Here is a 24245-nt window from a genome sequence, read left to right as displayed (position 1 = left end):
ACTCTTTGAACCGGAGCGGAAATGGTCAGTATCAAGGATGTTGCACAGGCTGCGGGGGTCTCCGCATCTACAGTGTCTCACGTGATCAACGAGACACGCTATGTTGCTCCCCTGACCAAGCAAAAAGTGGAGGAAGCCATCCAGTCCCTTGGTTTCCAGCCAAGTATGATGGCCCGCGCGCTCAAGGTTAAACGCACCAACATCATCGGCATGTTGGTCTCCAGCAGCTCCAACCCATTCTTCGCGGATGTTGTGCGCGGCGTGGAAGAGGGCTGCTACCAACACAATTTCAGTCTCATCCTGTGTAACTCAGGGCATCAGTCCGACAGGCAGCTGGCAAATCTCAACACCTTGCTTCAGCGCCGCATTGATGCCCTCATGGTGATGACCACCAAAACAGATCCGGCTCTTTACGAGCAGCTCAGCAGACTGGGCAAACTACCAAAAGCCATTCTGGATTCCGCCCCGCATCCAAATGCCTGTACGCTACAGGATGACTCCGTTCTCGGCGGCAAACTGGCAACAGAACACCTGATCAAACGCGGCCTGACCAAAATCGGCTGCCTCATGGGGCCGCAGGATCACCCACGCTCTATTGAGCGTTACAAAGGCTATAAAACGGCCATGGAAGCAGCAGGCCTGCCCGTGGAAGAAAAGTGGCAATCTGCTGGTCTTCTCACCGCATCCGGCGGTTATGAAGGCATGAAGCAAATTCTCGAAGCGGACAGCCAGCCAGAAGCCATCTTCGCCTTCAACGACCTCATGGCCATGGGCGCCTACCGGGCCATTCAGGAACACGGTCTGCGCATTCCCGAAGACATCTCCGTTATCGGATATGATGACGTGGAGTATGCCTCCTACATGGCGCCAACGCTGACCACCATCAAACAGCCCAGCTTCGAGCTTGGGCTGAGCGCTGCAGAAGCGCTGATCAATCATCTGGAAGAGAAGACAGAGATGCCACCCGTGATCAAACTGGTGCCAGAACTCGTCGTCCGCAGCTCCGTTATTAACTAGGAATAACTCATGTCCATCGCCATTGTCGGTTCCATCAATGTTGATATCACAACCCGTTCTGACCGCTTGCCTCAGCCCGGCGAAACGCTGCATGGACACAGCTATGCCATCAACCTGGGCGGCAAGGGCTGCAATCAGGCTGTGGCTGCATCAAAACTAGGTGGCGACGCAAAGCTCGTAGGTCGCATCGGCAAGGATGGCTTTGGTGATATCGCGGCCCAGCATCTGGCAGATATGGGTGTTTCAACCGAGCATGTGCATCTGGATGAGACCCACGGCACCGGCATCGCAGTCATCGGCGTAGACGCAAACTCTGAAAACAGCATCATCGTCATCGGAGGCGCAAATCTGGCCGTTGATGAAAGTGATCTGGACCGCTCTTCTGACGTGCTGGAAACCGCTAAGATCATGCTCATGCAGCTGGAGATCCCGGTCGAAACCTGCCAGAGCGCGGCAAAGAAGGTTCGTGCCTCTGGCGGTAAGGTGATCTTTGACCCAGCTCCGGCACCAGTTCATGGCCTGCCGGAAGGTTTTCTGCAGAACGTGGATGTTGTCACGCCAAACGAGACTGAAACCGAAATCCTCACCGGCTTCCGTCCAACAAACGCAGAAGAAGCTGCCCATGCGGCGAACCTGCTGAGAGAGCAGGGCGTTGCTGCGGCTGTTGTGAAACTGGGCGCACGCGGCGTCTATTTCAAGGACGGTGAGAGTGAAGGGTTCGTAGAGCCGTTCAAGGTGAACGCGATCGACACTGTGGCAGCCGGTGATTGCTTCAACGGCGGTCTGGCCTATGCGTTGGCTGGCGGTAAAACTCTGGCAGAAGCTGTCCGCTTCGCTGCTGCTTGCGGCGCGCTCTCCACCACCAAACACGGCGCAGCCACATCTGCACCAACACTGGCTGAAGTTGAAGCCCTGATGGGCGCTTAGAGCGCGTTCCGTTTGATTAAACTTAATCAAACGACAAGAATTCGCTCAAAATAAAAATGTTAGAGCGTGAGGCGTGAATATGAATGAACGCAGGCATGCTCTAAGGCTGATCAGAAAAAGCAAAGTTAGGGTTGGCAGCCTTTTCGCAACCCCAACTGATACTGTATGCGCCGCCTCGCTAGATAAGAAGACGCCGCACCAAATTATTTAGCCGCGACCGCGATACGTCGGCACGCCCTGTTCTGGAATCCAGACACCTTTTGGCTCTTCACCGGTCTGGTAGAACACATCAATCGGAATACCACCGCGCGGATACCAATAACCGCCAATGCGCAGCCAGATCGGGTTCAACGTGTCCACCAGACGTTTTCCGATGGAAACGGTGCAGTCTTCGTGGAACGCACCGTGGTTGCGGAAGGATGTCAGGAACAGTTTCAGAGACTTGCTCTCAACCAGCCACTGGTCTGGCACATAATCAATCACCAGATGCGCAAAATCAGGCTGGTTGGTGATCGGGCACAGGGAGGTGAACTCCGGCGCAGTAAAGCGGATCGCATAAGGCGTACCCTGCTGAGGGTTCGGAACCTTTTCCAGAACAGCTTCCTCAGGGGACTGCGGCTGAACAGTGTCACCGCCCAGCATGGTCAGATTTTTATAGATATCGTCTTTGCTCATTGCTCTCTCGAACTCATTTGTCGGTTCAAAGGATTATGCGTTAAACGCCGCGCTTGTTGCCCCACAGCAGCACATGCAGCTGCGGCAGAATGCGTGGCTTGAACCATTGATCGGAAACAGTTTTGTCCACCAGCCAGTGCATACGGTCCATGATGCCGTCCATGTCGATGGTCGCATCATCATCTTCAGGCGGAGGAGGGGTATGGTTGCCCGGCTGCAGGTACATCGGCAGGTAAGGGTAGCGCTCACTAACGTCTTTGGCCCAGTCGTAGTCCACGTCATCAAACACCACCACTTTGATCACACAGGTGGCGGTGTTGAGCGCAGCATCCAGACAAGCGTCGAACTTGTCCCAGTTCACGATCTCACCAGAAGAAGGTGGCTTAGGGCTCAGCACCAGCGTATCCAGATCCGCAAACCAGTCCCGCGCAACAGACCCTTGCGTCTCAATTGCGAACTTGTAGCCTTTGGCTTTGCCAAGCGCGATCAGCTTTGAGAAGTCCTGAATGGCAGGATTGCCGCCAGAAAGAGAAACGGTGATCGGTTGACCGCAGGAAAGCTCCTCAACCTTCTTCCAAACGTCCTCACTGTCCATCTGGTCCCAGGTATGACGATAGGCACTGTCCACCGCATGCAGCGTGTCACACCAGCTGCATCGATAGTCACAGCCACCAGCCCGCACAAAAACGGTTGGCTCGCCAATCAACGCGCCTTCGCCCTGAATGGTTGGTCCAAAGATCTCGCTGATACTGAGTTTGCTCATGGTCGGTATTCCGCCCACGTTTTTGGAGTTTCACTCACACGTACTGCGCAGGTCTCCGTCCAGTGGCCTTTACAGAACTCGTAAATGGTCTTGGCTAGAAACTCGGAAGTCACCTGATCATGCCCGAACACCTCGTTCAGGTGCCGGTGATCCAGCTCATCATCAATGAAACGCTTGAGCGGTTTCAGCTCAGTAAAGTCCACCACGAAGCCGTATTCATTGAGAAACTCGCTGGCGAGCTCAACCACCACAATGTAGTTGTGCCCATGCAGACGCGCGCAAGGATGTCCCTCCGGCATTTCGCAGAGTTGGTGCGAAGCCGAGAAGTGAAATTCCTTTGTGATTTTGTACATTATGGTTCCGCTCGTTCCACCGCGGATTTCCAGTAGTCCGGATCCGCGTAGTCTGTTGGGTCCTCAACACCCGCAAGGTCAAAGGCTTCTCGCCGTTCAACACAGGTGCCGCACCGCCCGCAGTGTTTCTCTCCGCCTTTGTAGCAGGACCACGTGTCCTCAAACGGCACGTTGATCCGGGCACCTTCAGCAACGATGGCACCTTTGGAAATTTCTACAAATGGCGTGTAAAGGCTCACATTGGCATAGCCGTCCAAAGCCAGCTTCTGCATGGCTTCAAAGCTTTTGATGAAGCCTGGGCGACAGTCCGGGTAGATGAAGTGATCACCCCCGTGCACCGCCGCAGCCACAGCATCGGCCTGCTGCGCAGCCGCAATGCCAAAGCCAATGGACAGCATGATTGCGTTTCGGTTGGGAACCACAGTGACCTTCATGTTCTCTTCGGCATAGTGCCCGTCAGGAACATCAACATCATCTGTAAGAGCGGAGCCGCTCAAATGCGCTCCAATCTGGCTCATGTCCAGAATATGATGCGGCACACCCAGCTGTTTTGCAGCATGCGCCGCATAATCCAGCTCTTTCTTGTGCCGCTGACCATAGTCAAAAGAGACGAGGCCAAGCAATTCGTGTTCACGCGCAACCTTGTAGGCAAGCGTGACCGAATCCAATCCGCCGGAGCAGATTACGATAGTCTTCATAAGGTTTAGTCCTTGTTTTCGCTGTTGCCGGGTAGGCTGCGACCGGCACTCATTGCTGAGCAAGCCGGTACCTAGCAGACTAAATGGGCAAGGAAAAGGACTATTTCGCACTCTGCATATATCTCATGGATAACCTGCTGAGTATAAATGCAAATAACACTTCAGGGTTGTGAGTGCGTGCTTCTGCGACCTCATCCAGAAACCGCAAAAGCAGTGCGTTTCTACGCTGCCAGCGTCAGCAGTTTAACTTCCAGCTGCACCAGAACAGGCCGCAAGACATTGACGTCATTATCCAAACCGAATGGATGGCGGCGGTACAGCTTGATCGCCTTGTCCCCATCCAGACGCGCCAGCAAAGGCCGCACAATGCGCAAAGCTTCTTCGCGTGCCTTCTTGCGTTCCTCAAGCGACTTCTTTTTATCGCCGATGATCTGCGCTTGCGCCCGCAAATCACCAGGTATGATCGGCTTGGTAACGCACGCAGCGAACCGCTTCAAAGTGCTGGTATCCACGATGTTTTCGCCAGCGTCCTGCTTGCCAGCCACACCGGTGATAAAACCACCTTCAGCAAAGGTCTTCGCTGTCTCCATGCGAGCAATGGCCTTCTCGGTGGCTTTCACAACGTCCTTGGCGATGTCCTCTCGGAAGCCGGTCAGCTCACCGCGCATGGCATCATACATGCCTTTCAGCTCGTTCAACCGGCCCATGTTCTCTTCATAGGAAGAGTTCACCGCACATTCCTGTTCCAGAAGTTTCACTTCTGCCAGCAGATCCTTGAAACGGGTCGGGTCATAGTTGGCCGTATCAATGCGTGGGAAGCCTTTTAAAGCTGCTTTGGCACCTTTCCAGCTCTTGGCCTTCGCCGTGAGCATTTCCAACTCATCCCTCATCGGACGAGACGTTTCATTGAACTTGCTTTTGGCGAGCTTCCGGTCAATCTCCAGCTGAACACCTTCTTTGTAGTCCGCTTCGATCTTTTCGAAAAACTCATCCTGCTCAGGTGTGGTGCGAGGTCCATCAACATCCTCATCAAGATGCGAAATGCGCTCTTTCAACTCCTGCACATACTTGTCAGCTTTAGCTTTGACTGTGTTTACCTGGGTTATCGCGTCTTTGACGTCATCTACGGTGTTGGCGTTATGAGCGGTGACTTTTGCGTTCTTCAGCTCCATTTCCAACTCACCGTGATAGACTTTCTCATGCTTGGGTAGCCAAACCTTTTTGAACTTCTTAGCAAGCTCGGGGCGAGCAGCTCCTAACTTGGCAAGTAACTCCGGAATTTGCTTGAAAATCTTATCAACTGGCTCAAGTTTCTTTTCGAAGACCTCTTTGAAACCAACAGCAGCTTCCAGCTGCTTTAACAGCGGTTCAAGTCGAGTCCCTTCTAACTTGTTGCATTGGCCTAGCGCCTTGTTGATATTCATACTTGGAGCTTTCTCTCGCAGGATACGAACATCTTCTTCAAGGTTCATTTTAGCTTCGATGTAATAGATCGCCTTCTTGCCAGTTTTGGTGTTAGCGACCTTATCTAGAATTTTCTGAGTTCGTGTTTGAAGGTCATCATACCCTGTTGGATTGGTGTTAATACCTTCCAATATGTCTTCTGCTTTGATGAACTCTTCAAGGGCAATGGATTCAATACCAGCTACACCAGAACTGCGTAACTCATCGAGAAACTCAAATGACTCCAACAGACTATCGATGGTTGATCGAGGAACTACTTTTACTTTTTTACCCTTAGGTCTTTTGGCAACCTGCGCCATAATATCTTTGTCCAGCCCGTCTGTTTCAACAGCACGTGCACGAGCTTCTGATTTACTTTCTTTCGTCACCACCTGCTTGTCTTCGTCAAAGACAATGAACTTTTCCAACTGCTTTCTGTATTTGGTGGTGCGTTCATCTAAGTCTGTTTTGGCCCATTCCTGATTTTTGATCCACATTTCACGTCGGTGCGCAGTTGTCTTCAGGGCGGTAACCAACCGAAGAGTTGAAGTCACATTGCGAGATGTATCTGTTTGGAAATCGTGCAGGTCATCGAGTGTATCTGAGGCGGCCGTTGTCGGAGCACCTGCGGACATGCTTTCGCAAAGCGTTTCAATTTGTCTGGTTATAGTGCGAAGCTCTGGTAACGTTGCTTTACAGGCAGCTGCATCAGACATGAGATCAGTCCAGCGGGGATCATCGTGCCTTGTCACCGAATCCTGATTTTGGTTCATGTTGATCAATAATTGTGTGGCTAATCCGGTGTATCCAGCATCCTCCAGCTCGTATATGATTTCCCTGATTGATCTGACATCTACATCAATCATCGCTTCATCTTCGCTGGAGACAGCGATTGCACGGTTGGATTGTGCATCTTTCAAAAGAGTTTTCATGTCATCGAGCTTGCGATCCACTTCATCCAGGGTCACTTCGCAGCCCGCAAAATTATAAACGCCTCGTTGGATGTCTGCTTTTTCTAAAAGGACGCCGATGATCTTGTAAGCAGAAGTGAAGGCATCTTTTTCTGAATCTAAATTATGAAATACTCTGATGTCAGCAAACAGAGTTTCTCTTTTATGCTTCAGAGCCGCAATCTGTTTGACTATCACACTCTGTAACGACAAATCGGGGGAGTCAGGAAGGTCAACAGCCTCTAAAGGATTGGCTGTGAGCTGTTCCATCTCGCTTTCCAGCTCTTCAGTGCGTGCAATATCGTCAAGTGTCATCATGAAGGCAGCATTTCGTCTGACTTCAGCTTCAGCTTCCCGTCGATCGGACTCATCCATCCGGGATCTGGCTTCTTCGATTTCTCTTTCACTTTTTTCACGTTGCGCATCAAAAACGATATCAAAAGCGACCTCTAGGCTCGGGAAAGTTTCACCGAATAACGCATACATCTGCTGCGCCCAGGATGCCTCCGTCGGGGTCATCAGGCCTTCAGGTTGATCGGGACTGGTTGTGGTTTCAGTCGGGGTACTGGTGGTTTCTGGTTCAGGCATCGGAGGTTTCACTCAGCTATCGTATGAGAGACATCAAACAGGAAAACCCACGTTCAGACGCATCCGGCATCTCCGCGGGACTCCACTCCAACAAACATCGCGCACACGCGCACCAGACCGTTATGACGGACCTTCATGAAATATGCGTTGTGATAAATGGTTCGGTTTTCTCTTATTATTGATCTATTTTCGACCGTCACGGCACGCCAAAAGTAACCCCACTCAGATCACAGGATTTTCATGAGCCAAGACCGTGTAATCTGGTCTCAATCATCGCCATGAGCGAAAAGGAGAATGCCGCGTGAAAGCCATGGTCCTGACTGAGATCGGAAAACCGCTCACCCTGCAACAGCGCGATGCCCCACCCACACCGCAAGCTGGTGAAATCCTCGTTGAGATAGAGGCCTGTGCCGTATGCCGGACGGACCTGCATGTGGTTGATGGCGATCTCAAACACCCCAAACTCCCACTGATCCCCGGCCATGAAATTGTCGGCAGAGTGAAAGCCTGTGGGGCAGGTGTCAGCGATCTGAAACCGGGAGTGAGAGTAGGCATTCCGTGGCTCGGGCACACCTGTGGCTGTTGCTCGTTCTGCCAGAACCATCAGGAGAACCTTTGCGATCACCCCATCTTCACAGGCTACACCCGGGACGGAGGCTTTGCCACGCACACCATCGCTGATCGTCACTATGCATTTGAGCTGGATGAAGACGCCGACCCGGTCGCGCTCGCCCCTTTGCTATGCGCCGGATTGATCGGCTGGAGATCACTGGAGAAAGCAGGCGAGGGCAGGAAGATCGGCATCTACGGTTTTGGTGCCGCCGCCCATATCATCGCGCAAATCTGCATCTGGCAGGGTCGGGAGGTCTATGCCTTCACCAGAAGCGGTGACACACAAGCGCAGGACTTCGCGCGAGAGCTGGGTGCCACATGGGCCGGAAGCTCTGAAGACGACCCACCTACAAAGCTGGATGCCGCCATCATCTTCGCCCCGGTCGGAGCGCTCGTTCCAGCTGCGCTCAAAGCACTGCGTAAAGGTGGACGGATCGTCTGTGGTGGCATCCACATGAGCGACATCCCGCAAATGCCATACTCATTGCTATGGGAAGAACGCGAAGTTGTCTCCGTTGCCAATCTCACCAGAGAAGATGCACTGGAGTTCTTCCCCATCGCCAAACAAGCGGGCGTGAAAACCCACTGCATTCCTTACAAATTGGAGGAGGCCAACACGGCTCTGGAAGACCTGCGCCACGGCAGACTATCCGGTGCAGCTGTCCTCATCCCATGAGCCCAGACTACACCAGTCTCGTCAGGTTCAGTTAGGCCTTGTGCCCACCAGCATATCCGCTGCGTTTGGCAGGTGACCAACCTTTCAATGAGCCGTCTGCTGGTTTGAAAATTTCCACCAGAAGCGGGTAGCATGGTGTCTTGTCATCGGAATGGCTGCTGCCACAGTCCCCGCCCGGACAGGTGGAAAGCGCACCCAAGAGATCAATCTCGGCAAAGAACTCGATGAAGTCACCCGGCCGCACCGGGCTCGCCTTCATGAAATACTGATGCGTGTCACGGGTGAAGCCGGTGCACATGAACACGTTCATCACATCATGCACATGCGGCTCAGCGCCATCCAGAGACAGCCCGCGCGCATCGGCCAGAGCGCGGGTCAGATTGGAATGGCAGCAGTGGTTATAATCCACGTTCTTGAGCATGTGGTTGGTGTAAGGATCACAGCGCGTGCCAATCACATCATGAACGCCAGCGCCATCTTCATCCCAGCCATACCAGTCCAGAGTATCCTGTGTGATCGTCGCCATCGGGCGTAGATAAGGCATGTTGCTCCAAAGGCGATCACCCGTGGAAAGGTGAGAAGCATGCAGCTGGCGAGTTTTACCGCTGAAGAAGCGCTCGTTCAGGTCATTGGCGTTCCAGAGGTTCAGATCACCTACCTGCGGGCCTTCAACACTCACAATGCGGAAAAAATGCCCGGCTGGCACATGAAAATGGCCCCCATCACGCGGTGGTACAACAACCTCATCCACCTTTTCTAGGCTCTCTTTTGCCTGCTGATAAAGCTCGGCATCAAAAGCGGGCAGGTGGTCCACTTCGTAACAGACAATCGGATTTTTTGACCGGCGGTCATCAGATGGGGCAGGAACATCTGTAGAGATCGAGCGGGAGGCAAGTTTTGTCATAAGCCAATGTCCTAAAAACCAGTAGGAATTATTGGTCTGATTGAACCCTCCGGAGCTCAATTAATATATTGATTTAATTTCATTGATCCCTTCAGTCCTAAACCTTTCGAAGGGGGCAGGCACCACAAAAAAGATAGCTGCACCGGCAGACAGTGCAGCTATCCTCTAGGATGGCCAAGGTTACTTGGCCGGGGCGAACTTTCCAGAATACTGAGTGAGGCGCTCAAACAGAAATCTGAAAAGCTTTCTAAAACCAAGGCCGGAGCGCATCTGAAACTCCTCATAATGGAACTGGCGTAACGGGTAGTTCAGCGCTTTCAGATCGCGCATCAGGGTCTTGCGCATCACTTCCGGGCCACAGAACGCGATCGGCATCACATCGAAGTAACTACCCTGCAGAATTTTCAGCAACCGCCCGTCGATGTACTCACCCATGTCCGACTCAAACCACTGGATGTGCAGGTTCGGCAGACGGTTTTGCAGCTCTTCCAGTTCTTCCTCAAACGGGCTCTCAAGCCGGTTACGCACGCCGTAGTAAAGGTAGATCTGGCCGGTCTCTTCACCCGTCAACGTCTGCGCCCAGGCAAGGAATGGGGTGATGCCTACACCACCAGCAATCCAGATCTGATCCCGGTTTGATGCCATCTTACGGAACCCGCCATACCCTTTGCTGAGCTGCGCTTTGGTGCCAACCTGAAGCTGGTGAACACGGGAGGTGTAATCGCCCAGCGCGGAGATACAGAACCGGATCTTGCCATCTTCGCGCGGTGCTGAGGCAATCGTGTAAGGGTGCACTTCGCCCATGCCAGCCTGATCAAAGGAAACGTAGGCAAATTGTCCTGCATCGTGAGAAATGGGCTTGCCTTCCGGCTTCAGGGTCACACTGGTGATGCGCCCGTAAATCTGCACGTCTTCCACCTCATAGGTCTTGGTGCGACCGACCATGCCTTTGTAGGTCAGGTAAGCGAAGGACGCGATACCGGCAAAACAGAAGCCAGCCACATAAAGTCCCACCGGATCACTCCACGAAAACACATTCGGGATCATCAGGTAGTGCGCGGCAGCAAGGGCAAAGAAGATGCCGATCAAACGGTGGGTCCAGCGCCAGATGTTATAGGGAATAAACGTCGCCAGAGAACCAAGGCCCAGGATCAGAATGCCGTAAAAGCCAATCTCACCCAGCTCTTTGGCCAATCCATCCGTCTCACCACCCTTGGAAATCGCATCTGCATCAATGCTGTCATGAAGAAAAGCAGCTGCGATTGCCAGAATGGCCAGCCATTTGTGCAGCACATAAACCCGGTCGAGCGGCCCAAACACAGCCTCAACACCTTTCATGCGTGTGGCCATCACCTGCAAAAGTCCCATGAAGATCAGGGAGACCATGCCAAGGTACTGGCTCAGCAAAACACCATACTCAACCTGACCGCCAAACTGAGAGAAGATCATCAGGGGAGGCAGGATACTGGCAAAGATGAAGAAGAGGCCAAAGGGTTTCATTCGGGTACGCTCGATCTGTATTGACGATGCGCACTCAGAAGAAACGAACTATGAAAGATGACTGATATCGTTGGGGGACATCACGCACCTTTCATAGCCCAAAAACTCCGCCGTTGTTTGTAAACGCAGCCTCGGAGTAGGTTTCTTTCTGAGTGCACCCCCTAAAATCACTAGGAAGCTGAAACCTACCTGAAGTTTGCGACACTACTTTTTCAGCTTGAGCACAAAACGTGCCCCGCCAAGGCGTTCACTCTTGCCAAGGGAGATCTCGATCCCATTGCGGCGACACAGAGTTTGCGTAATGGAAAGGCCAAGACCGGCCCCGGAGCTGGACTGCCCCGGCATGCGGAAGAACCGCTCAAACACCTTCTCACGGTAGTCTTCTGGAACGCCCGGTCCACTGTCTTCCACACTCAGCTGAATATGGTCTTCAGTGCGGTCCAGCACCACAATCACTTGCCCGTCATTTGGTGTATGGCGGATGGCGTTGCCGATCAGGTTGTTCAGCACAGCCGCCAGATCCTCAGGGTCAACAACAGCTTCCACGTGTTCGGACTGAAGCAGCTGAAGCTCCACGTTCTTGTCATGGGCAGCATGAGCTTGCTGGGCAAGGCTTTCCTGAAGCACCGGCAGCAGATCCTGTTTTTTCAGTTCTTTCGCATCCTGACCCGCCCGCGCGTGTTCCAGCAGCTTGGCCGCCAGATGGGTGGCACGGTCAACACCCTCAATGATGTTGTCAAACCGCAGCTTGGTCGGTTCATCCAGCTTGTCCCGCTCAATCACCTGACACTGCGCTTTCACCACCGTCAGCGGTGTTCGGATCTCATGGGCCGCATCATCAATGAACCGTTGTTCCCGGGCCAGATACTCTTCAATCCGGTCAAACAGCATATTCAGCGAGTCCACAATCGGCACAAGCTCATCCGCCTGCTTCTCAGCGGTGATTTTGCCAAGGTTCTCCGGCTCTCGTTCTGCCAGAGTTTCAGAAAGCGCGGTGAGGGGGCGTAGACCCCGTTTGACGATAAACACCGTCGCAATAATGGAAAAAACCAGCACCAGTGCCAGCGGAATGGAAACCGTGGCGACCGTCTGGTCTGCAAGCTCAAGGGCCTCATCAAACACGACGCCGATAATGTACTGCTTGTCGGTCTTTAGTCCCGGAAAACTCCAGACCACCCAGCTGTCACCATCGTACTCGATTTCCTGCCCACCGGGCCTCAGGTATTTGGGCAACTCTACTTTGTCGGATGATCTGTAAATGTCGTTGCCGTCTCCATCGCGGATGATCACGAAGTAATCATTCAGTTCATGATGATCATCCAGAAGATTAGGAGAAATGGCGTCCCCCTCCAGCTGCGCAATCGCGCTGACAAGCTGAAAGGCCTGCGCATCATGGGTCTCGTAAAGCTCTTCCTCTGTCAAATTATAGACAATGGCAGAAAAGACGCCCCAGACCACAAACAAAAGCGGGATCAGAAAGACGAGGATGCGACTGCGGATGGAGGAAAGTTTCATGCCGGTATGTCCTCATCAACGATATAGCCCACACCGCGGATGGTCCGGATCAGCTTGGACGTGGTTTTACGGCGGATCTGCGAGACATAAACCTCAAGCACATTGCTCTCCGCATTCTCTTCCCAGCCATAAAGCTTTTCCATGAGATCAGACTTGGAAACCACACGGCCTCGCCGCTCCAAAAGGATGGTCAGCAGGCGGAAGGCAAGGGGCTGCAGCACCACCTCCGCCCCGTTGTAACAGGCTTTCTTCTGGTCCAGATCCAGCGTCAACGCACCATGCTGCAACAACATGCGCGTGCGCCCCACAGAACGGCGCACCAGCGCACGGCAGCGGGCCAGCAGCTCTTCCATGTCAAAAGGCTTGGTCAGATAATCATCGGCGCCCAGATTGAGGCCATCAATACGGTTCTTGGTGGTCTCCCGCGCGGACAGGATCAAAATCGGCACGTCCGCCTTGTCATCGCGCACAGCGCGCAAAAACTCCAGACCATCCTGACCGGGCAACCCCAGATCCAGAATAACCAGGTCGAACTCTCCGGTTCTCAGAGCGTCTTCTGCCAAAAGACCATCATCGACCCAGTCCACTATAAATTCATGACGTTCCAGAAACGCTTTGATTGCGTCGGCGATCAGCCGCTCGTCCTCAACCAGCAATACGCGCATGTGTTCCTTCCAGCACGGTAATGTGCACCCTGTAATTGCCTCAACTCTTTCACATCTACAAAAAACATGAAACTGAATTGTGCCTGAAGAAACCGCATAGGCTGTTACAATGCCAAGGTAAATGGAGAAGTGCTGGCGAGCTGGCTTGTGTCAGACGCTAAACACTCAAAGCCGACTGTGCGCACAACACTTCCCGGATGAACCGGTCTATGCCCCGCGGCGGGTGCCCGCACATCTGCTCTACCGTATCCGTGGTAAAATCGCCCCAGCCACTGCGATAGGCCTGCGCATAATCCCGCGAGATCCCGGCGATCCATTCATCCCACCCGGCACCAACGATACCCTCGTAAACATCCTGCGGTGAAACTGGAACATAAGAAATGGCGCGGTTCAGCTCCGCACTTAACGCCTGCGCCACATCAAAGTATGAGAGGCTTTGAGGTCCCGTCACTTCATAAATGTTTCCATCGAACTGATTGCTAAGCACACACTGCGCCGCGCATTCAGCCACATCACGCGTATCAACCATCCCCATCTGAGCGTCTCCCGTTCCAAAGAAGAAACTGTCTTGCTCAGATATGGTTTGAGCGGCCAGAAACATGTTCTGCATGAAAAGGTTAGGCCGCAGGATCACATAGTCCAGACCAGACCTGATGATCTCCTGTTCAGTTTCCCCGTGAAGCACCGTGTTGGCCGTCGGCCCATCGGGAGCCGCTTTGATTGCTGAAATGCGCACCACCTTGCGCACGCCGCAGTCTTTGACCGCTCGCAAAGCATTGGATGCCTGTACCGCTGCATCAGGATTGGCCGAGGTAATCAGCACCAGCGTGTCCACGCCGGTCATCGCCTCACCAAGCGAAGCCTGATCCATAAAGTCACCGTAATAAGCCTGCGCGCCCAGCGAGGTGACCAACCGTTCATTCTCAGCACTGCGAATGAGTGCCCGCACGTCCCACGGGGTGGACCGCAACACTCTGAGCAGATGTGAGCCAATGGTGCCATTGGCGCCGGTAACTAAAACGCTGTTGCTCATGACGATGCCTCCGTCCAAACGGCCAGTTCATTGCCATTGGGATCAGCAAAGTGAAACCGCTGCCCACCGGGGAAGGAATAGATCTCCTGAAGGATCTTCCCGCCAGCCTCGCGCACTGTTGCCAAAGTGCCAGCAAGATCCTTTGCATAAAGCACCACCAGCACGCCGGGTGCCTGAACCGGAGTGCCGCTTTCGCCGTTAAACCCGCCTTCAACACCGGCACCTGAAAAGCTGATGTAGTTCGGCCCCCAATCCTCAAAGAGCCAGCCAAACACGGAGCCGTAAAAGCTCTTGGTCTCCTCAGTCTTGAGCAGAGGAAACTCAATGTAATTGATGGATTTATCCTGATGTTCCATCTCATAAGTCCTTTCATTCTGTGAGTGGAACTATTTTACTATTCTTGTCTATTTGGTAGTATCACCTCAATTGGAAAGCATATTTTCAAATACAGGAATATAATGCAGGATCTGAATGCCATCGCCATCTTTGCAGAAGTCGCCAAAGCAGGCAGCTTTTCTGCCGCTGCAAAGAACTTGCGGGTGCCTCTTTCTACGGTAAGTCGCAAAGTCTCGGAGCTGGAAGCGCAGCTTGGCACCAAACTGCTGGAACGCACCACGCGTCGCATGCGTCTGACCGAGATTGGTGAGCAGTTCTACAAAACCTGCCTGCCGGGTCTGGAGCTTTCAGAGCCGCTGATAGAGTGGTCGAGCAACGCCAGTCGCTTTGTCGGGCGATTTGAAAGTGACGATCCCGCCCAATCTGGCCGAAGCGCTCTTCATCCCCGTCATCGGCCAGTTCCGCCTGCAATACCCTGAAGTCCGCGTGCAGATGATTGTTTCAGAGCGCAATCTTGATTTTATCGAGGATGATGTGGATCTGTCGTTCCGTGTCGGTCCCAAACCAGATTCTGGCCTGACCCTCACCAAACTGGCCACCTACCGCCATGTGCTGGTGGCATCGCCCACCTACATTGCCGAGCATGGTGTGCCGGATCATCCCGATAAGCTGCCGGAACACGCGCTGATCGGGTTTGGCTTCTGGCAAAAGCCTGAAGTGTCCTGGAGTCTGAGCCGCAAAAATGAGGAACGGGTGATCAGGTTCACCCCGGAAATCGGCATCAACGATTACGCAGCCATGCAATCTGCCATCAAGGCAGGTTTGGGGATAGGGGAGCTGCCATCCATCCTCTGTCAGGACGCCTTGGCAAAACGTGCTTTAGTGGAAGTTCTGTCGGACTGGACATTCCCGGAAATCGACCTGCACGCCATGCACACCGGTAAAGAAAACCAGTCCCGCATCGCACGCCTGTTTCTGGAAGCCTGCATCAGTAGGATCCGGCCCCAACTCCGGCAGTTTTCTTAGGAACAGCTCCTAGTAAGAGCCGTAGCGCACCAGTTGGCTGAAGGCTTCTACAATCTCGTCAACACTGTCGTCGACCGGTTTTTCAAAGGTATCAATCACAAGCCGGTGCTTCTTCCAGGCTCATAACGCCGCCGCTTCACCGCATCCCAGGTGGGCAAGGTCATCGCAGAAATGTCGTTGGGCCGGTTCTCAACGCGTGTCTTGTGCTCCGCCTCATCTGAGCAGATCACCTCAATATTCATGGCTTTCACTTTGGCGCCCAGCGCGGCTTCCATCCAGATGTTGCGGGTGATCTCAATCGGGTTCACCGCGTCTGCAATCACGTTGTTGCCAAGGAGTAGATTATCTTTGGCAATGGCTGCTGCCACCACATACCCGGCGTCTTCCGCAGGTGAAATGGCGAGAACCGAGGTCTTGAGCGCAGCCTCGATGGAATCGATACGAAGATGAACAGCCTGAAGGCGGGGTGCCAGAGCCTTTGCCAGTGTTGTCTTTCCAACGCCCGGCAGCCCTGAAAATACGAATAAGATAGCCATGGCAGGCTCTTAACAGCCTAAGGTTTCACGAGGCTTTCCTTACAACCCCTGTGCGGATTGGCCTCAGGCGATCCCGCGCACTTCCATCGGCGTCTTGCCTGTCCAGCTCTGAAACGCCCGGAAAAACGAACCCGTATCTTTGTAGCCCAGCAGATAGGAAATCTCTGGAATACTCAGATCACTGCGCACCAGATAGTGCTGGGAGAGCTCAGAGCGGGTCTCGCTCAGGATATCCTGAAAGCTCTTGCCTTCTTCCTTCAGCTTGCGCTGCAACGTCCGCTTGCTGGCATTCAGGCGCTGGCTGATGACTTCAATCGTGTTTTGCCCCGCAGGCAGACTTTCCAGCAGCGCGTTCTTCACACGGCGGGACATTTCGTCAGACGAACCAGAGCTTTTCAGCTTCTGGCGCAAACCATCCTCAAATGTATCCCACATGCCCTCCATCTGCGTGATCAGCGGGCGGGTCGCGTCCTCCAGTGAAAGGGTGATGTGGGCAACGGGAGCAGGGGTGGCTTTCACGCCGCACTCAGCCTCAACCGCAGACCAGTCCAGCTTACCCACCGGACCACCCACACTCAGCGGCACAATCGGCTCGCCAGTAAAGGTGCGGCTGCAATTGGTGAAATAGATAATCTCAAACTGCGCCAGAATTTCAGGAAACGGCTCGCTCGGATCACTGGAGGTGAACAGGATGGAGACCGTACTGTCCGTCCGCTCCACCTCCAATCGGATAGGCGCAATCAGCGGCTTGAACAGCGCCAGACGCTTCACGCCTTCCTCAATGTTAGGGCTGCAGGAAAACGCAAACAGGTGCGGCACAAACGAGCCTTGCTTGACCGTGCTGCCCAGCTTTACTGCAAGATCATTGCCGCCATATTCCTGATAAAGAGCCTCCCAAAGTGCGAAATACTGCGCCTGGGTGATGCCCTTGGCCGTAGGACCAAGCTGCTCAATGGAAACGCCGGCACGACGCATCACCCGGTCCACAGGCAGATCAAGATATTGGATCACTTGCGCCATCATGGCAGCGCCAGGGTAAAGGTGTGCGTGTTTCGTCATGTCCGGCTCGGTCTTATTGATTGTTGCCACTCTTTCATCTCGAAATTTTGCCAGCTAGGCCAGTGCTAAATTCAATAGTGGCGCGAAATGGCAGTACTTTGGCGTGATTTGGCACTATTTTGGCGTGATCCGCTAATGAAAGCCAACAGAGCCGATGCTAGGGATTAATACCGATCATTCGTTTCAGGCGTAAAAAGCAGAAAAAGCGCACGCGCACATAACACTGCCCCATTCAAAAGTGCCTGAGATTATTGCTGAACCCAGCCAACCGCTACGGATCAAAAAAGGAAATTTTTTGATGGCAATTTCTTTAAAACTCAATGGCCAGACTCATAGTGTTGAAGCCGAACCGGGCACCCCGCTTCTTTGGGTGATCCGCGACGAACTCAAGCTCACCGGCACAAAATTCGGGTGTGGTGTTGCCTCTTGCGGGGCGTGCACCGTTCACATGGATGGCGAACCGGTTCGCTCCTGCCAAACCTTTATTGAAGATGTTGAAGACGCAGAGATCACCACAATCGAAGGCCTGAAGTCCACCCCGGCCCAGGCTGTTCAGCAGGCCTGGACAGAACTTGATGTGGTTCAGTGCGGTTACTGCCAATCCGGCCAGATCATGTCCGCCGTTGGTCTTCTCAGCGAAAACGCCAAGCCAACACTGGAAGAAATTGACGATTACATGGATGGCAACGCCTGCCGCTGCGCCACCTACCAGCGCATCCGCGCTGCCATCGTTCGTGCATCAGAAATCATGGAGGCTTGATATGAGCGTTTTGACCTCTCGTCGTGGCTTCCTCAAAGGCGCAGCAGCATCTACCGCAGCCGTTCTCGTTATCGGTGTTGCTCCATCCGGCGCCATGGCCGCTGGCAGTGCAGCTGAGACCACCATGCTCAACCCGTTTGTGAAGATTGCAGCTGATGGCACCGTCACCGCCATCGTCAAGCACTTCGAAAAAGGGCAGGGACCGGCAACCGGCCTCACCACCCTGATTGCCGAAGAGCTGGGCGTCAGCATGGATGCGATTGAGTATGAGTTCGCACCGTCCAACCCGAAGCTTTACAACAACACCGCGTTTGGTCCTATTCAGGGCACCGGCGGCTCTACCGCCATGTTCAACAGCTTCCAGCAGTACCGCAAAGCAGGCGCCGCAGCCCGTGAAGTTCTGCTTCAGGCTGCCTCTCATGCATGGGATGTGCCGGTCGCACAGCTCACGCTGGAAGATGGTGTGATCTCTGGAGCAGGCAACAAAGCGCCGATTGGTGAGTTCGTTGCTGCCGCAAGCACGCTGACAGCGCCTGAAGAACCACGCCTGAAAGATCCATCCGAGTTCAAGCTGATCGGCAACGCCAATGTCCGCCGTAAGGACACGCCACCAAAGATCAACGGCACGGCCATGTACGCCATGGACATGCAGCTCGACAATCAGATGGTCGTGGTCATCAAGCGCCCAACCCGCCGCGGTGGTACGGTCGCTTCCTTTGATGACAGCACAGCCAAGGACGTCAAAGGCTTCATCCGTGCAGCCACTCTGCCAAACAAGGCAGGTGTTGCGGTTTATGCCGAAAACACATGGGCAGCTCTGCAGGCCCGCGAAGCGCTGGACGTCACCTTCGACAATACCGCCGCTGAACGCCGCAGTTCTGAAGATGTCTATAAAGAGCTGATGGCCGCAGTAAACACGGCGCCGGAATACAACCTGACCAAAAACGATCAGGCTGAAATTGCCGGTGCCATCGACAAAGCCGACAAGGTGGTGGAAGAGACCTTCTACTTCCCTCTGCTGGCTCATGCGCCAATGGAACCGCTGACCTGCACCATTGAAGCGACGGAAGATGGCGGCGTGATCCTGCATGATGGTGCCCAAATGCCAACATCACCGCACGCAGCTCTGGCTCAGATCTTCCAGCTGCCAATGGAAAAAGTGCAGATCAAAACCATGTTCGCAGGTGGCTCTTTCGGTCGCCGCGCAACACCAACGGTTGATTATCAGGTGGAAGCCGCACTGGCCTTCGTCATGACCGATCGCACCCGTCCGGTGAAACTGGTCTGGTCCCGCGAAGATGACATCACCGGCGGCTACTACCGTCCGGCCTTCGCACACAAAGTCCGTGTGGGTCTGGATGCTGATGGCAACATCGTCGGCTGGGATCACCGCGTCGCAGGCCAGTCCATCTCTAAGGGCACACCGTTTGAGGCGTTCTCCGTTCATGATGGTGTCGATCACCTCTCCGTAGAGGGTGTCACACCAACGCCGTACTCCATCCCAGGCATGTTCGCCGGTCTGACAGACATCAAACCAGCAACAACCGTGCTCTGGTGGCGCTCCGTGGGCCACACCCACACCGCTTATGTGATGGAAAGCATGATGGACGCTGCAGCCGTTGCCGCTGGCCGTGATCCGGTCGAGTTCCGCCTCGCGCATCTGGCTGGCGACACGGCAGATCAAAAACGCCTGACCGGCGTTCTGAAACTAGCCGCTGAAAAAGCGGGCTGGGGCAATGCTGAAAACGGTCGCGCCCAGGGTGTCGCGGTACACAAATCCTTTGGTAGCTATGTAGCCGAAGTGGTCGAGATTTCCGGCGATACTGAAAACGGCGTGAAGATCGAAAAAGTCACCTGCGCTGTCGATTGCGGCATCCCGGTTAACCCGGACGTGATCAAGGCACAGATGGAAGGTGGCATCGGCTACGGCCTCGGCCACGCCATGCGCGATGAGATCACGCTGGAGGACGGAGAAGTTATCCAACAAAACTTCCCGGACTACGAGCCACTCCGCATCGGGGATATCGGTGAGATCGAAACCCACATTGTTCTCTCCACCGAAGCACCAACCGGTGTCGGTGAACCGGGCACACCACCATCCGCTCCGGCACTGGCAAACGCCATCGCCGCAAAGGGCCCACGTGTGACCGAGTTACCAATGAACAAGGCTGGCGTCACCTTCGCTTAATAGCCAAAACAATCAGGAAAGGCGGGCCCGGAGTGATCTGGATCCGCCTTTTGCATTTCAGCGCAGAAAAAACGTAAAAAACGCAGATCAACGCAAGTTGCGCACATAGCAACGCAAACGCCAGCCTGATCATTCTTCACCTCACAAAACACAAAATGTGAGCTGCGCATCTGTTGATCCCGTTTCTTCAAATAAATCAGCGCCCATTCATTTTGTGAGAAATGATTTTGCCCAACTCATGAAACCTCTTCAGCTCACACTGTGAACCGTCAATTGTCACAGTTTGAAAGCTGACCGCGCTCCATGTTCCCCTTAAACGCGTGGGGCAATGCTCCCGATTTCTGTCCTTAACACCGTAATGGACAAGGCTTTTGGGAGTTGCGCAATGGACTTTGAACAACAGGCCTGCAAAGGCCTCTATCTGGCGCCAAATACGGGCGATAATGCAGGTGGTTTCGCTTTTGTCGTCAGTAAGATAGCTTTGCGCAAAGTAAAACTTCCCAAACGCATCTCGCTAAAAGACGCACTCACCAACAAAGCTTATTCAGGTTCATTCATCTACTGCCCGGATCCATTGGACTGCGATCATAAAAAAGATCAGCAGCAAACATTGGTTTCCGGTTTGCATGAATACCTTGAAGCTATGCGCATCCCACGCGGTTTCATGTGGCTACCCAGAGCCTCTACACCGCTTCCCATTCCCGAAGGCTACCAGCACCAACGCCCAGCGTTTTTCTCCATCAACACCGCTGGTACCGAGACAACAAGCAGCCTGTCTTACCCGCTCGCCCCAAACCTCACCATCGAGTTCTACTCCGCCGCCTATATCAAGGTCTCCGAGGATGAAGAGAATTTGCAGCTCTCAGAAGCCGCCATTCAACTGGGGGGATATCTGAGCCCCGACACAGGGTCCGTAAGCAAGGCCGACATCCGCTGTTCTGGCCCAGATCGCGGGGCCATCGTCTTTGATGCTGATTTTGAGCGGGACGCGCTGCACGATCAATGGAATTTGGGTTTTCAATGGGTTGCAAGCGATCCCAACACCAAAACCGGCCTCAATGGCCAGCGCTTTGCCTTGGGAACTGGCGACAACGGCGAGCGCGAACCGCTCCCTATGCGGCTGGTGGTGGACGTCACCGATGCGTTGAACAACTATCCCACCCATAACCGCAGCGATCCCAACCGCTGCGCTTTCTACTTCCGCCCGGAGGCTGAAACGGGTCAAGGCCCAACCCTCAACAGCTTCTACCGAACCACCTATGGCGCCACTGTTGCCCTGACAGCCATCACCGGGGATAGCTTTGAAAGCACAGGCAATCCGGCAGGCCTAATCCTCACACCCAGCTATGAAGAACCCTCGACACTTCATAGCTTTATCGCCAGTCCGCAGGGAGATTTCCTCGTCTGCGCCCCAGCCGGACAGGGAACAACCAAGGCCCGCATCATGTGCGGCCTCGGCGGAACCGAGTTTCTGGAGGTGCCGGGGAATGATGAAGATCTCGCATCTGGCGCACGCCTGCGTTTCATCCCAAACCAGCCCGCTTATGCCCCCGTCTTCCCCTTGCCTAAATCCTCCCCAACTGGCCGCCCAGCCCCCAAAGGGGCACCTCTGAAAGGAAGCTACAAGACATCCTATGTGGAGGTCTTTCCAGCCGGGTCTGCTGTGGAGAGTATAGGGGATCCAATCACATATGTCGCCCAGCCCCACGGCAGTGCCCTGCATGGGTACGATGATGAAATCTGGCAGGAAAACAAAAGCTTGCTGGGCACTGTTAGCCCTGCCTACACCTTGCCTCCGGATGATACGCTAGCGTTCCCCATGTTCCCGTATAGCGGTACGGATGAGGGCGATCCCACGTACTCCCAATGCGATGTGGCGCTCTTCGAAAAGAGCATCATTGCCCCGACACGGCGAAAGGTGATCGCAGCACTTACCAGCGGTCAATCCAACACCAACATATCTGAGGTGCAAGACACAGAAGCTGAAGCCACCTTAACGACCCCGCTCGGCGTCATAGCAACGCTGCAATCACCAACAGACGCAAACCACTGGAAAGAAGTCAAACTTGCGCAGATCAAAACGCCGACAAGTTCTGAGTTCGCATTCAAGGAACTCAGCCCAAAGCTGATAGAAGCCTTTCAAACCAATCAGCTTTTTCTGGTTGCGGCAAATCCGTCAGAGCTGGGAGAGGCGGGGACAACATTCCTCAATACTCTCAATATCGAAGATTGGCTGATCGAAGCCGATGTCGGCAACTCTCCTGACTTCGGCGACTACGCCAACATATTGATCATTAAAGGTATTCGAGGTCCACTCTACGATCCAAAGGGTGATCCCAAAGACAACCTGATCTCCAACCCACAAAAATGGACCCAAAAGGAAACCTTCGCCGCTCCAACAACAAACCGAGACGCCACACCAAATCCGGCCCAGCTGGTCAACGTCTCCTCCTGGTTGCAGGACTACTTCAAGGCCGCACAAGATAATCCCGCGACAGAGTACTTCGAAGACTTCAATCAACTGGCCGCCGATCCCAACTGGACCGGCGTGCTTATGCTACGCGCGCGTATCAAATCACCACCTGAGCAACTCGCTGGTATCGTCGCTGGCGTGCGTGATCCGGCAAAATTTTATGCCCACCACCTCGCCATCCGCATCAACCAGATCAAGACTGGGACAGATGGTGAGAAGATTGCAATAAAGAAGCAAAGCTCAGTGTTTGGCTTGATTTACTACGAGGACCCCGACCTCTTGGTGCCAAAGGGGGCGGCAAGCCCGGAGCCAGTTGTTCCCTCATCAAACCGCACCTACGATTTCATCCTGCTCTCGCTGAAGGTGCTTTTTGAAAACTCTGCCATCAAGAAGTTCTCCTCCTTCGCTCAGCTCTCCCTAAACAAGGTCTTCGGCAGTGAAGTCATCAGCTCGCAGCCGGTTATCCCCGCAGGCAAAGCAAAGCCCAAGGGCAGCCAGTACAAATCCCTGATCATGAAAGCCAGCTATCAGGACAACAACGGCCACCCATCCTACACCATGGCCGCCCCGCAGCCCTACCGCTTTAAAGTCAACAACAACATCCTCCAGCAAACCGAGTTTACCTCCGCCAGAATGAACACCATTTCTGGTCACGACAAGGAACAGAAAGCCCAAACCGAACCACTTATCCGCTTCGTATTTACTGGCTTTCTAGACTTTGCAATCCTGAAAGCCGATAAAAAGCAGCAGGTTGATCTGTTCTCCTATGGAGCCGAGAAGGAGCAGATATCAACCAGACAGGCCTTGGCTTTGGCAATCTATCCCTTCAAATGAGCTTCTCTCAAACCAATCCCTATGAAAGCCAAAAGATCATCTGGGTCAGTGATCAGCTGACCTTCGATACCAAGAACAGCACTCCGCGCAGCAGCAGCTTGGTCGATACTATGCCTTTGCAGTTGAAAGGTTTTGTCAGCTCAACCAGTTCAGACAAAACGCCCGCCTCTCTTGGCTATCTGGACGTGATCACCAACGCAAACCAGCAAGGCCTCTCAAAAGACTGGAACGCTTTGCAGTTCGAAGTCAGCCTAGGTACCGCAGGCGACCTTGCAGGCAAACTGGGCCTTTCCGCAGATTTCCTGCTCGCTTGGTCACCAGACTCCACTGGCGACACCTACAAATCCCAGAGCGCCATCCATATGCCGGGCTCTTCCAATAGTGCATCTCTCATCAGCCTGCAGAACGTTCTGTCCATGTCCTACGGCCCAATCCAGCTGCTCTATACGGAAAACCCCAACAATCATGAGAGCGATCCGAAGAAGCAATATATGTTTGTTCTCAACGAGATCGCCCTGAAGTTCCTCGGCCTCGCCAAGATCCCACCAAGCGGTGCCACGTCCTTCTACCTGTTCTCTGAGCCTGATGAGAACAGCAAAAGCTCTGATGAGACCACAGGTCTGGCCTGGTACGCGGTCTACAACAACGAGCCGCCCGAAAACTGCAAAACACCCGCAAAGAAATAGCCTGAAACGTCAACCATCAGTGGTGCAG

22 protein-coding genes are annotated in these 24245 nt (G+C 53.8%); 9 read left to right on the top strand and 13 right to left on the bottom strand.

Features of this window, described 5'->3' with window-relative positions:
- Window positions 1–21 precede the first annotated feature (21 nt).
- On the top strand, window positions 22–1017 hold the full coding sequence (locus JCM12308_RS00465) for a LacI family DNA-binding transcriptional regulator (protein ID WP_054782535.1): 996 nt from the start codon (window positions 22–24) through the stop codon (window positions 1015–1017).
- A gap of 9 nt (window positions 1018–1026) precedes the next feature.
- A complete protein-coding gene (gene rbsK / locus JCM12308_RS00460) occupies window positions 1027–1944 on the top strand; it encodes a ribokinase (protein WP_054782534.1) in 918 nt (305 codons plus the stop codon).
- A 207-nt stretch (window positions 1945–2151) separates the two neighbouring features.
- On the opposite strand, the gene queF is transcribed toward rbsK, so the two are convergent.
- The 5 genes from queF to JCM12308_RS00435 all read right to left on the bottom strand — a co-directional run bounded on the left by queF (window position 2152) and on the right by JCM12308_RS00435 (window position 7414).
- Window positions 2152–2619 (bottom strand): preQ(1) synthase, encoded by a 468-nt coding sequence (queF, locus tag JCM12308_RS00455; protein WP_008547062.1) that lies wholly within the window; start codon window positions 2617–2619, stop codon window positions 2152–2154.
- Window positions 2620–2659: 40 nt separating this feature from the next.
- A complete protein-coding gene (queE, locus tag JCM12308_RS00450) occupies window positions 2660–3382 on the bottom strand; it encodes a 7-carboxy-7-deazaguanine synthase QueE (protein WP_054782533.1) in 723 nt (240 codons plus the stop codon).
- Window positions 3379–3735, bottom strand: a complete 357-nt coding sequence (gene queD, locus JCM12308_RS00445; RefSeq protein ID WP_008547248.1) for a 6-carboxytetrahydropterin synthase QueD — start codon at window positions 3733–3735, stop codon at window positions 3379–3381. Before queD ends, queE begins: the two co-directional genes overlap by 4 nt.
- On the bottom strand, window positions 3735–4433 hold the full coding sequence (gene queC, locus JCM12308_RS00440; RefSeq protein WP_054782532.1) for a 7-cyano-7-deazaguanine synthase QueC: 699 nt from the start codon (window positions 4431–4433) through the stop codon (window positions 3735–3737). The genes queD and queC overlap by 1 nt, the downstream gene beginning before the upstream one ends.
- A 221-nt stretch (window positions 4434–4654) precedes the next feature.
- On the bottom strand, window positions 4655–7414 hold the full coding sequence (locus JCM12308_RS00435; protein ID WP_054782531.1) for a hypothetical protein: 2760 nt from the start codon (window positions 7412–7414) through the stop codon (window positions 4655–4657).
- A 301-nt stretch (window positions 7415–7715) separates the two neighbouring features.
- On the opposite strand from JCM12308_RS00435, the gene JCM12308_RS00430 reads away from it, so the two are divergent.
- Window positions 7716–8702 carry a zinc-dependent alcohol dehydrogenase family protein gene (locus JCM12308_RS00430; RefSeq protein WP_054782530.1) on the top strand — a complete coding sequence of 329 codons (987 nt, stop codon included), beginning with the start codon at window positions 7716–7718 and terminating at the stop codon, window positions 8700–8702.
- A gap of 31 nt (window positions 8703–8733) precedes the next feature.
- Here the strand turns inward: JCM12308_RS00430 and JCM12308_RS00425 are convergent, their stop codons facing one another.
- The 6 genes from JCM12308_RS00425 to JCM12308_RS00400 all read right to left on the bottom strand — a co-directional run bounded on the left by JCM12308_RS00425 (window position 8734) and on the right by JCM12308_RS00400 (window position 14675).
- Window positions 8734–9606: an urea carboxylase-associated family protein gene (locus JCM12308_RS00425; protein WP_054782529.1), complete on the bottom strand. Its 873-nt coding sequence runs from the start codon at window positions 9604–9606 to the stop codon at window positions 8734–8736.
- 180 nt (window positions 9607–9786) lie between these two features.
- Window positions 9787–11106, bottom strand: coding sequence for a ferredoxin reductase family protein (locus JCM12308_RS00420; RefSeq protein ID WP_054782528.1), 1320 nt, complete (start codon window positions 11104–11106; stop codon window positions 9787–9789).
- Between the two features lie 204 nt (window positions 11107–11310).
- Window positions 11311–12621 (bottom strand): ATP-binding protein, encoded by a 1311-nt coding sequence (locus JCM12308_RS00415; protein ID WP_054782527.1) that lies wholly within the window; start codon window positions 12619–12621, stop codon window positions 11311–11313.
- A complete protein-coding gene (locus JCM12308_RS00410; RefSeq protein WP_054782526.1) occupies window positions 12618–13286 on the bottom strand; it encodes a response regulator transcription factor in 669 nt (222 codons plus the stop codon). The genes JCM12308_RS00415 and JCM12308_RS00410 overlap by 4 nt, the downstream gene beginning before the upstream one ends.
- 157 nt (window positions 13287–13443) lie before the next feature.
- A complete protein-coding gene (locus tag JCM12308_RS00405) occupies window positions 13444–14319 on the bottom strand; it encodes an SDR family oxidoreductase (protein ID WP_054782525.1) in 876 nt (291 codons plus the stop codon).
- On the bottom strand, window positions 14316–14675 hold the full coding sequence (locus JCM12308_RS00400; RefSeq protein ID WP_014285474.1) for a VOC family protein: 360 nt from the start codon (window positions 14673–14675) through the stop codon (window positions 14316–14318). Before JCM12308_RS00400 ends, JCM12308_RS00405 begins: the two co-directional genes overlap by 4 nt.
- Window positions 14676–14777: 102 nt before the next feature.
- Between JCM12308_RS00400 and JCM12308_RS28630 the strand changes: the two genes are divergently transcribed.
- Together JCM12308_RS28630 and JCM12308_RS00395 are read left to right on the top strand one after the other, a co-directional pair.
- The gene (locus JCM12308_RS28630) at window positions 14778–15134 is read left to right on the top strand and encodes a LysR family transcriptional regulator (protein ID WP_208978127.1); all 357 of its coding nucleotides are present in this window, start codon (window positions 14778–14780) and stop codon (window positions 15132–15134) included.
- A complete protein-coding gene (locus JCM12308_RS00395; RefSeq protein WP_208978126.1) occupies window positions 15061–15681 on the top strand; it encodes a substrate binding domain-containing protein in 621 nt (206 codons plus the stop codon). Before JCM12308_RS28630 ends, JCM12308_RS00395 begins: the two co-directional genes overlap by 74 nt.
- 95 nt (window positions 15682–15776) lie before the next feature.
- Here the strand turns inward: JCM12308_RS00395 and JCM12308_RS00390 are convergent, their stop codons facing one another.
- Together JCM12308_RS00390 and JCM12308_RS00385 are read right to left on the bottom strand one after the other, a co-directional pair.
- A complete protein-coding gene (locus tag JCM12308_RS00390) occupies window positions 15777–16217 on the bottom strand; it encodes a P-loop nucleotide/nucleoside kinase family protein (RefSeq protein WP_373282316.1) in 441 nt (146 codons plus the stop codon).
- Between the two features lie 63 nt (window positions 16218–16280).
- Complete coding sequence (locus tag JCM12308_RS00385) at window positions 16281–17306, bottom strand: AraC family transcriptional regulator (protein ID WP_054782524.1); 1026 nt, start codon at window positions 17304–17306, stop codon at window positions 16281–16283.
- A gap of 268 nt (window positions 17307–17574) precedes the next feature.
- On the opposite strand from JCM12308_RS00385, the gene JCM12308_RS00380 reads away from it, so the two are divergent.
- From JCM12308_RS00380 to JCM12308_RS28625, 4 genes are all read left to right on the top strand, one after another.
- On the top strand, window positions 17575–18036 hold the full coding sequence (locus JCM12308_RS00380; RefSeq protein WP_008546695.1) for a (2Fe-2S)-binding protein: 462 nt from the start codon (window positions 17575–17577) through the stop codon (window positions 18034–18036).
- A 1-nt stretch (window position 18037) separates the two neighbouring features.
- The gene (locus JCM12308_RS00375) at window positions 18038–20224 is read left to right on the top strand and encodes a xanthine dehydrogenase family protein molybdopterin-binding subunit (RefSeq protein ID WP_054782523.1); all 2187 of its coding nucleotides are present in this window, start codon (window positions 18038–18040) and stop codon (window positions 20222–20224) included.
- Between the two features lie 385 nt (window positions 20225–20609).
- Window positions 20610–23531: a hypothetical protein gene (locus tag JCM12308_RS00370; protein ID WP_208978125.1), complete on the top strand. Its 2922-nt coding sequence runs from the start codon at window positions 20610–20612 to the stop codon at window positions 23529–23531.
- The gene (locus JCM12308_RS28625) at window positions 23528–24217 is read left to right on the top strand and encodes a hypothetical protein (RefSeq protein ID WP_208978124.1); all 690 of its coding nucleotides are present in this window, start codon (window positions 23528–23530) and stop codon (window positions 24215–24217) included. The genes JCM12308_RS00370 and JCM12308_RS28625 overlap by 4 nt, the downstream gene beginning before the upstream one ends.
- The last annotated feature ends 28 nt before the right edge of the window (window positions 24218–24245 follow it).

Origin of the sequence: Pseudovibrio denitrificans JCM 12308, assembly GCF_001310815.1 — a bacterium.
Classification (GTDB): domain Bacteria; phylum Pseudomonadota; class Alphaproteobacteria; order Rhizobiales; family Stappiaceae; genus Pseudovibrio; species Pseudovibrio denitrificans.
This window is presented reverse-complemented; position numbering and strand designations above follow the sequence as displayed.